Origin of the sequence: Pararhizobium sp. (genome assembly GCF_035497515.1) — a bacterium.
Taxonomy (GTDB): Bacteria; Pseudomonadota; Alphaproteobacteria; order Rhizobiales; family Rhizobiaceae; genus Pararhizobium.
In genome coordinates this window covers 1-7,306 of sequence record NZ_DATJDJ010000201.1, presented here as the reverse complement: position 1 = coordinate 7,306, position 7,306 = coordinate 1, and the positions used below count along the sequence as shown (strand labels likewise).

The window sequence follows — 7,306 nt, the reverse complement described above, 5'->3', positions numbered from 1 at the left end:
GGGCAGGCGGTTGGCGATGTCGTGACCTCGCTGATGGAAAGCGTCTGGTTCGTCGGCATCTATTCGGTCTCGACCCTGGTGCTGGTCGGACAGCTCGACGCCTCGCTTGCGATCGTGGTCCTTTTCTGGCTGATCGGCTTTGCCTTTCTCGCCCGCTATTTCGTGCCGCGGATTCGCCAGCATTCGCGCGAGACGGCTGAAGCCTCCTCGATGCTCAGCGGCCGCATGGTCGATGCCTATAGCAATATGCAGACCCTGAAGCTCTTTGCGCGCGACGAGGAAAACGACCGCTATATGCGCCAGGGCTTCGATATCTTCCAGGACAGCATCATGCGCTTTACCCGGTTCATCACCGGGGTGCGAGCCTCCATGGCCTTCCTTTCCGGGATCATGATCGTCACCATGGCGGGGCTGAGCGTTCATCTCTGGCTGTCGGGCCTGATCAGTTCGGGCGCCGTCGCCTTCACGCTGGCGCTGGTTCTGCGGCTGAATTTCCTTTTGAGCCGGATGATGGTGCAGTTCAACGGCATCATGCGCAATATCGGCACGATCCAGAACGCCGCCGAAATGATCTCCCAGCCGATCCAACTGGTTGATCGGCCGGAGGCGACAGCCCTTGTCGTGAGGAACCCGGTCATCCGCTTCGAGAACATCCGCTTCCATTATGGCCGGGGCAGCGGCATCATCGACGACCTGTCGCTGGACATTCGCGCCGGGGAGAAGATCGGCATCGTCGGCAGGTCCGGTGCCGGAAAGACCACATTGGTCAACCTCCTCCTGCGATTCTACGACCTGGAAGCCGGCCGTATCCTCATCGACGGCCAGGATATCGCCGCTGTGCGGCAGGAAACGCTGCGCATGCAGATCGGCGTCGTCAGCCAGGACACCTCCCTCCTGCATCGCTCGATCCGCGACAATATCCTGTTCGGGCGGCCGGACGCCGACGAGAACAATTTGAGAGCGGCGGCGAGCAAGGCCGAGGCGCTCGACTTCATCGAGCGGCTTGAGGACCAACGCGGCCGAACCGGCTTCGATGCCCATGTCGGGGAGCGCGGCGTCAAGCTTTCCGGTGGCCAGCGCCAGCGTATCGCAATTGCCCGGGTGATGCTGAAGGATGCGCCGATCCTCGTGCTCGACGAGGCCACCTCGGCACTCGATTCGGAAGTCGAGGCGGCGATCCAGTCCAATCTGGACCGGCTGATGCGCGGCAAGACGGTGCTGGCGATTGCCCACCGCCTGTCGACTATTGCCGCCCTCGACCGGCTGATCGTCATGGATCAGGGGCGGATCGTCGAAGACGGCACCCATGAACAACTGATCGCCGCAGGCGGGCTCTATGCCGATCTCTGGACGCGCCAGTCCGGCGGTTTCCTGGCGGGCGACGCGGCCGCCGAATAGCCGCTTGCTGATAGCACCCTAGCGCCCGCAAACCGGTCCTCTAGCGCCATTCGAGCGGGAAAAGCGGTTTGGGAACATCAGCTTCGGTTTTCCCGCGACATTCTGGCTCACCCGTCCCCCTCAAGACTGGACAACCCCGGCGATCAAGCATAGAACGCGCCGGATTGCCGGGGAATCTGCCGCTTGCCGAAGGGGAGGGGTTCGCCCGGTTTTATGGATGGCGGAAAGGCGAAAGTTTTCTCCTTTTTCGTCCATCGGCTTATTGATTTGGCGCTGTTCTTTCGCTCAAGTGTCGGCACGGGGCGCGAAATACACGCCGGGGACAGTGCGGTTTCCGCAAACATGCGTGAGAGGATGGTTTAGCCGTGAGCGAACACGAGACATCAAGCGAAACCCTGGGCGAGCCCACTCGCCGCGATTTCCTGTATTTGACGACCGGCATGGCCGGCGCCGTCGGTGCCATCGCGGTGGCCTGGCCGTTCATCGACCAGATGCGGCCCGATGCCTCGACGCTGGCGCTGGCCTCGATCGAGGTCGATGTCTCGAGCCTTGAGCCCGGCATGTCGCTGACGGCGAAGTGGCGCGGCAAGCCGGTGTTCATCCGCAACCGCACCGACAAGGAAGTCGAAGAGGCCAATGCCGTCGAGCTTGCCGATCTGAAGGATCCCGTGGCGCGAAATGCCAATCTTCCGGCCGATGCACAGGCAACCGATCTTGATCGCTCCGCCGGCAAGGAAAAGGAAAACTGGATCGTCATGATCGGCTCGTGCACCCATCTGGGCTGCGTGCCGCTCGGCCAGGCCGGCGATTTCGGCGGCTGGTTCTGTCCTTGCCACGGTTCGCACTACGATACGGCCGGCCGTATCCGCAAAGGTCCGGCGCCCCAGAATCTGGCGGTTCCGACCTTCGCGTTCACGTCTGACACAGTTATCAAGATCGGTTGAGGGGAATACTGATTATGAGTGGTGATCATTCAACCTACACGCCTACGACCGGTATCGAGAAATGGGTGGATTCGCGCCTGCCGCTGCCGCGGCTCGTCCATGACAGCTTCGTTTCCTATCCGGTCCCGCGCAACCTCAACTATGCCTATACGTTCGGTGCCATGCTTTCGGTCATGTTGATCGTCCAGATCCTGACCGGCGTCGTGCTCGCGATGCACTACACTGCCGAGACGTCGGTTGCCTTCAACTCCGTCGAAAAGATTATGCGCGACGTCAATCACGGTTGGCTGCTGCGCTACATGCATGCCAACGGCGCCTCCTTCTTCTTCATCGCCGTCTATCTGCATATCGCCCGTGGTCTCTATTACGGCTCCTACAAGGCGCCGCGTGAAATCCTCTGGATCCTCGGCGTCGTCATCTATCTCCTGATGATGGCTGCCGGCTTCATGGGCTATGTTCTGCCCTGGGGCCAGATGTCCTTCTGGGGCGCGACCGTCATCACCGGCTTCTTCTCGGCCTTCCCGCTGGTCGGTGAATGGATCCAGCAGTTCCTGCTTGGCGGCTTTGCCGTCGATCAGCCGACGCTCAACCGCTTCTTCTCGCTGCATTACCTGCTGCCTTTCATGATCGCCGGCGTCGTCGTCCTGCATATCTGGGCGCTGCATGTCACCGGTCAGACCAACCCGACCGGCATCGAAGTGAAGACGAAGACGGATACCGTCGCGTTTACGCCCTATGCCACCCTCAAGGACGCGCTCGGCATCTCGGTCTTCCTTCTGGTCTTTGCCTGGTTCGTGTTCTACATGCCGAACTTCCTCGGCCATCCCGACAATTATATTCCGGCCGACGCGCTGAAGACGCCCGCCCATATCGTTCCTGAATGGTACTAGCTGCCGTTCTACGCGATGCTGCGCGCCATCACCTTCAATGTCGGCCCGATCGACAGCAAGCTCGGCGGCGTGCTCGTGATGTTCGGTGCGATCATCGTCCTGTTCTTCGTGCCCTGGCTCGATACGTCCAAGGTTCGCTCCGCCGTCTACCGCCCCTGGTACAAGCTGTTCTTCTGGCTCTTCGTCATCAACTCCATCCTGCTCGGCTGGCTCGGGTCGCGCCCTGCCGAAGGTCTCTATGTGGTGATGTCGCAGCTCGGCACGCTCTATTATTTCGGCTTCTTCCTTGTCATCATGCCGCTTCTCGGCCTGATCGAGACGCCCAAACGCATCCCCAATTCCATCACCGAAGCGGTGCTGGAAAAACGGGCCGCGAAGAAGCCGGTTGCCGTGTGATGCCGACAGCGAAGATTAAGGAACCCACACAGATGAAAAAGCTCGTTGCAGGCATTCTTTCGCTCGCAGTTGTCGTCGGCCTCGGCGCCGGTCAGGTGTTCGCCCAGGAGGGTGAACACAAGGCCGAGGCAGGGGCGACGGAAGACCACGGCGGCACGCCGCACTTCCCGATCCACAAGCCCGAACAGCAGGAATGGAGCTTCGCCGGCCCCTTCGGCCATTATGACAAGGGCCAGCTTCAACGCGGTCTGAAAGTCTATACCGAAGTCTGTTCCGCCTGCCATTCGATGAGCCTGGTCACCTTCCGCACGCTGGGAGACCTTGGTTATTCGGAAGCCCAGGTAAAGGCATTCGCAGCGAATTACGAAGTCGAGGATGGCCCGAACGCCGATGGCGAGATGTTTACCCGCAAGGCATTGCCTTCGGATCATTTCCCGTCGCCCTTCCCGAACAGGGAAGCAGCCGCGGCCTCCAACAATGGCGCGGCTCCGCCTGATTTCTCGCTGATCGCCAAGGCACGCGGCATCGAGCGCGGTTTCCCGACCTTCATCTTCGATATGTTCACGCAGTACCAGGAAGGCGGCCCGGACTATATCCATGCGCTGCTGACCGGCTACCAGGAGCCGCCGGCCGGCGTCGAAGTGGCGGAGGGCACACATTACAATCCCTATTTCGCCAACGCCTCGGCACTTGCCATGGCACCGCCGATCTCCGATGATCAGGTAACCTATGACGACGGCGCGCCGCAGACGGTCGAGCAGTATTCGCACGACGTCGCAGCTTTCCTGATGTGGGCCGCAGAGCCGCATCTGGAAGCCCGCAAGCGGACAGGGTTCATGGTGATGATCTTCCTGCTGATCTTTACCGGCCTGATCTACCTGACGAAAAAGTCGGTCTATTCCAACAAGGAACATTGAGGCCTTTTGCCTCCGGCGCCATCGCGTCGATCGAAGATGACAGACCCCTGGCTCGAAAGGCCGGGGGTTTTTCTATTCGCGCCCCTCCGCGGCTCAGCACGCTTGTGAGCCGTCGTGGCGATCTTCCGTGGCGATCTTCGTCAAGATGCTGTTTGCGGCGCCCTTTGTGCGGTGATACCGGGCGCCGGAGAAATATCGCATTTCAGGAAAATCTGCTATAATCGTGACATCCTGTGCCGCGCAGGCAGTTCTGCCGGCAAAGGGAGCGCATGCGGAACCGCGCCGGATTTTCGGACGCAAGCGGACGCGAAGGAGAACGCGATGCATTACAGCGTGCAGTTTTTCACCTGGACTCCGAAGCAGGGCGTCCATCAGGTCGGCGCGATGGTCGAGGTCGATGCGATCAACCCGAAGCTCGCGGCGACGTCTCTCCTTGGGTTGCGGCTGATGGAGGAGGGGACCGCCAAGAAGCTTGCCGTGCGCGTCTGGAGCGCGCCCGACGACAGCAAGGCCGATTGCCAATGCTTCTACTATCACTGACCCAGCCAGTCTCGGTGGGCGACGAAGAGAAGCCGGCAGTGCGGATCGCGGGTTTTGCCCGGCGGTGCGTTTCGTACGGGTGAAAAAGCTGAAAGGACTGCCAATATCGGTTCATAACGCGGCGACGTCTCGTTTCAGAATAGACCTCATATAGAGGGCTAGACATTCACCGTAATGGATTGGGAACAATTGGTGATTTGTTTGGAGGCCTCGCCCGGAATTGAACCGGGGTACAAGGATTTGCAGTCCTCTGCGTCACCACTCCGCCACGAGGCCTCACACGCCCGATAACCGAACGATGGCCGGGGTTTAGAATGATCTTCGCCAAACCGCAAGAGGCTTCGTTTCAGATCGGACGTTTTTGTTCTGGATAAACGGATTGCTTATAGTACGAAAAAACCGATGACTGCAGCGATGGGCACCGGCACGCCGATCATCCAGATCAACAGTTCGCGGATCATGAACTGGCGGTATTCGGACTGGCGTATCTCGGCGCCGCTTTCGAAGGGAGAAGGGGTCATGTTCATCTCCAAACTAGAAATAGAACATCCAGATCAGGATGACGACGACCAAGGGCACACCCATGAACCAAAGAAGACCAGCGCGCAGCATGTGACTTTCCTCCGTTGAGCGCGGCAGCTGCCGCGCGTGACTTTCCGGTAGACTGCAGCGGTAACGTGCAATGTCGGCATTGGTTCCCGTCCGTGGACGTGTTCGGTTTCATGCCGACGGCGAGCAGAGGCGGGCGCTGCTGCGGGAACCAAGTTTTTACCCGTGCGTTCTGGCGCCATGGACCAGATTATTGCCGACATCTTCCCCGCTACCCAAATTCCCTATTCAGTGATCATTGCCCGGTTTTGCGGGGCGATCTTCTTTGGAGGGCTCATCGGATTCGAGCGCGAGGCGCGCGACAAGGCTGCGGGCCTTCGGACCCACATCCTCATCAGCCTTGCCTCGGCCGTCTTTGCGATCATCTCGATCGAGAGCGTTCATATGCCGGGTCTTTCGGACGAGCAGGTGCGGATCGATCCCTTGCGCGTGGTCGAGGCGGTGACCGCCGGTGTTGCTTTCCTGGCGGCGGGCACGATCGTGCTGTCGCGCGGCGAAGTGCGCGGGCTGACGACGGGTGCCGGAATGTGGCTTGCCGGCGCCATCGGCCTTGCGCTCGGTTTCGGCCATTGGCTGATCGCCATCTTCGCGCTGACCGCCGGCCTGACCGTGCTCTATGCCGTCGGTCGCCTGCAGGCCGCCGTCAAATCCAGATCCGATCCTGATGCCGGAAAACCCGCCGACCGAGAGCGTGACGGTGACGCCGGCGAGCGTGAAGCGGAGCAATGAAAGAAGTGGGGCGATTACCCGTTCTGTCGATGCCGGTTCTTCTGTCAGCTCTCTTTCGTCGAACCGACAACGCGGCTGGCGCCAAGGCCCGCCAAATCTGTGCTATATCCTGTCCTCGTCGAACTGCTCCGCATGCGGCAGCGGTTGCAACCAGCTTTCGCGCCGCTTCACCCAGAGTTCATAGGTCGGTTCGATATCGGTAGGCGCCCCATCGAGACTGCCGAGCTTGATCTCCGCCTCGCCGTCGCTCAGTCCGAAAAGGGGCGATCCGCAGGCCGGGCAGAAGCTTTGGCCCGCATGGGTCGCGACGTTTCCTGAACTGCTGAATGCCGAGCGCGGCCAGACGCCATAGCTGGTAAAGGACGAACCGCTTTCCCTCTTGCAATTGCGGCAATGGCAAAGGCCCGCACGCAGCGGCTCGCCCTCGACCTGATAATTCACCGCGCCACAAAGGCAACGGCCTGTTCGTATCGTCATGAGTTCCTCCGTCTCGCCGCTCAATCCTGCCTCCGGCAAATTGTCACAGGGGCAATCATAGATGAACCGTCTCTTACGGGAAAACATAAGCGAAAATGACTGCGGATTCACAGCGGAATGGACACGGGAAAAGGCCATATCCCCGAGGAGAATATTCCTGGCGGTGAAGAATAGACCTGTAAACACGTCGGCATGAAGGTTTTCAGCCCTAGGCGCGAAATCCGTATTGCCGTCGATGATTTCTGTAGTTAGCTGATTTTATTGATTTTTTGGTGAGAGCGCAGGGATTCGAACCCTGGACCTACTGATTAAAAGTCAGTTGCTCTACCGACTGAGCTACGCTCTCCCAGGACCGGGCTTGATGCCGGTGGAAGTGGGCGGACATATGCACAGCGGGGTTGTCTGG

7 protein-coding genes, 2 tRNA genes and 1 pseudogene are annotated in these 7,306 nt (G+C 60.0%); 6 read left to right on the top strand and 4 right to left on the bottom strand.

Annotated features, from left to right (window positions below; genetic code table 11):
• The 5 genes and pseudogenes from VL202_RS21045 to VL202_RS21025 form a co-directional block, all read left to right on the top strand.
• A partial coding sequence (locus tag VL202_RS21045; protein ID WP_325466011.1) for an ABC transporter ATP-binding protein occupies positions 1-1,398 on the top strand: 1,398 nt, incomplete at its 5' end.
• A gap of 365 nt (positions 1,399-1,763) precedes the next feature.
• Complete coding sequence (gene petA, locus VL202_RS21040) at positions 1,764-2,342, top strand: ubiquinol-cytochrome c reductase iron-sulfur subunit (RefSeq protein WP_056328147.1); 579 nt, start codon at positions 1,764-1,766, stop codon at positions 2,340-2,342.
• Between the two features lie 14 nt (positions 2,343-2,356).
• A pseudogene (locus tag VL202_RS21035) lies at positions 2,357-3,628 on the top strand (cytochrome b).
• 32 nt (positions 3,629-3,660) lie between these two features.
• Positions 3,661-4,545 (top strand): cytochrome c1, encoded by an 885-nt coding sequence (locus tag VL202_RS21030; RefSeq protein ID WP_056329220.1) that lies wholly within the window; start codon positions 3,661-3,663, stop codon positions 4,543-4,545.
• 321 nt (positions 4,546-4,866) lie between these two features.
• Positions 4,867-5,085 carry a hypothetical protein gene (locus VL202_RS21025; RefSeq protein ID WP_056328143.1) on the top strand — a complete coding sequence of 73 codons (219 nt, stop codon included), beginning with the start codon at positions 4,867-4,869 and terminating at the stop codon, positions 5,083-5,085.
• 202 nt (positions 5,086-5,287) lie between these two features.
• Here VL202_RS21025 and VL202_RS21020 read toward each other — a convergent pair.
• Positions 5,288-5,361, bottom strand: a tRNA-Cys gene (locus VL202_RS21020).
• 107 nt (positions 5,362-5,468) lie between these two features.
• Positions 5,469-5,606: a hypothetical protein gene (locus VL202_RS21015; protein ID WP_156392451.1), complete on the bottom strand. Its 138-nt coding sequence runs from the start codon at positions 5,604-5,606 to the stop codon at positions 5,469-5,471.
• A 268-nt stretch (positions 5,607-5,874) separates the two neighbouring features.
• Between VL202_RS21015 and VL202_RS21010 the strand changes: the two genes are divergently transcribed.
• A complete protein-coding gene (locus tag VL202_RS21010) occupies positions 5,875-6,423 on the top strand; it encodes an MgtC/SapB family protein (protein ID WP_325466010.1) in 549 nt (182 codons plus the stop codon).
• Positions 6,424-6,525: 102 nt separating this feature from the next.
• Here the strand turns inward: VL202_RS21010 and VL202_RS21005 are convergent, their stop codons facing one another.
• Positions 6,526-6,900 (bottom strand): GFA family protein, encoded by a 375-nt coding sequence (locus VL202_RS21005; RefSeq protein WP_325466009.1) that lies wholly within the window; start codon positions 6,898-6,900, stop codon positions 6,526-6,528.
• A 270-nt stretch (positions 6,901-7,170) separates the two neighbouring features.
• Positions 7,171-7,246: transfer RNA gene (locus VL202_RS21000), tRNA-Lys, on the bottom strand.
• Positions 7,247-7,306 lie beyond the last annotated feature (60 nt).

Coding starts and splice junctions, on each gene's coding strand:
- VL202_RS21030 (WP_056329220.1), top strand. CDS start 3,661: ATGAAAAAGCTCGTTGCAGGCATTCTTTCGCTCGCAGTTGTCGTCGGC.
- VL202_RS21025 (WP_056328143.1), top strand. CDS start 4,867: ATGCATTACAGCGTGCAGTTTTTCACCTGGACTCCGAAGCAGGGCGTC.
- VL202_RS21015 (WP_156392451.1), bottom strand. CDS start 5,606: ATGACCCCTTCTCCCTTCGAAAGCGGCGCCGAGATACGCCAGTCCGAA.
- VL202_RS21010 (WP_325466010.1), top strand. CDS start 5,875: ATGGACCAGATTATTGCCGACATCTTCCCCGCTACCCAAATTCCCTAT.
- VL202_RS21005 (WP_325466009.1), bottom strand. CDS start 6,900: ATGACGATACGAACAGGCCGTTGCCTTTGTGGCGCGGTGAATTATCAG.